Origin of the sequence: Brachyspira sp. SAP_772, assembly GCF_009755885.1 — a bacterium.
Lineage (GTDB): Bacteria > Spirochaetota > Brachyspiria > Brachyspirales > Brachyspiraceae > Brachyspira.
Genome location: NZ_VYIX01000095.1, coordinates 1 through 829, shown reverse-complemented (window position 1 = coordinate 829; position 829 = coordinate 1). Strand labels below are relative to the sequence as shown.

At 27.9% G+C, this 829-nt stretch carries 1 protein-coding gene; it reads right to left on the bottom strand.

Going from position 1 to position 829, the window contains the following annotated elements; genetic code table 11:
* A partial coding sequence (locus GQX97_RS12795; RefSeq protein ID WP_232473388.1) for a methyl-accepting chemotaxis protein occupies nt 1-829 on the bottom strand: 829 nt, incomplete at both ends.

Sequence of the window (829 nt, the reverse complement as noted above, 5' to 3'; positions counted from 1 at the left end):
GTTATAGTATTTAATTCATTCATAGCTAAATTAATTTCTTTTACACTGTTCTCTTCTGTAGATACAGAATTATATACTTCCAAAAGAAGATTTGATACTTCATTAGCTGAGTTTTCTATCTTTGAGAGTATATCTAAAGAGTGTGTAACAGATTCATATCCTACTTCTATTTTTGATAAAGTTTTTTCTATAATGCTGGTTATATTTCCTGCCGCATCATTAACATTATTAGCTAAGTTTCTAATTTCCAAAGCAACTACAGCAAATCCTTTACCTTGTTCACCGGCACGTGCTGCTTCTACTGCGGCATTTAATGCTAAAATATTTGTTTGTAATGCTATATCTTGTATAAGTTTTGTAATATTTGAAATCTCTTTACTTGAAGATGATATATCATACATGTTATTAGATATTTTATTAACTGCATCAACTCCGCTYTTTGAATAATCTGCTACTTTTATGCCCATATCTTTTGCTAAATTACTATGCTTAGATGTTTCAGATATTGAGGTAAAAAGACTTTCAATAGAGCTTGTTATTTCTTCTATTGCAGCAGCTTGAGATGAAGTTCTATCAGATAAATTATAAATACCATTTGATATTTGTGCTGTRGAGTTTTTAATGCCGTCTATATGCGACTTAATGCCATAAACTATTTGAGATATTTTCTCTTGCATCTCATTTAAAGAGTTAGTTAAATGTCCTGATTCATCTTTTAATGATAAATCTTTTTTATTAAAATTACTATTAAAATTGCCTTCTTTCATAAAGTCTATTATCTCTATAGAATGATTTAAAGGCTTAATAACTTTTGATACTAATAATATTT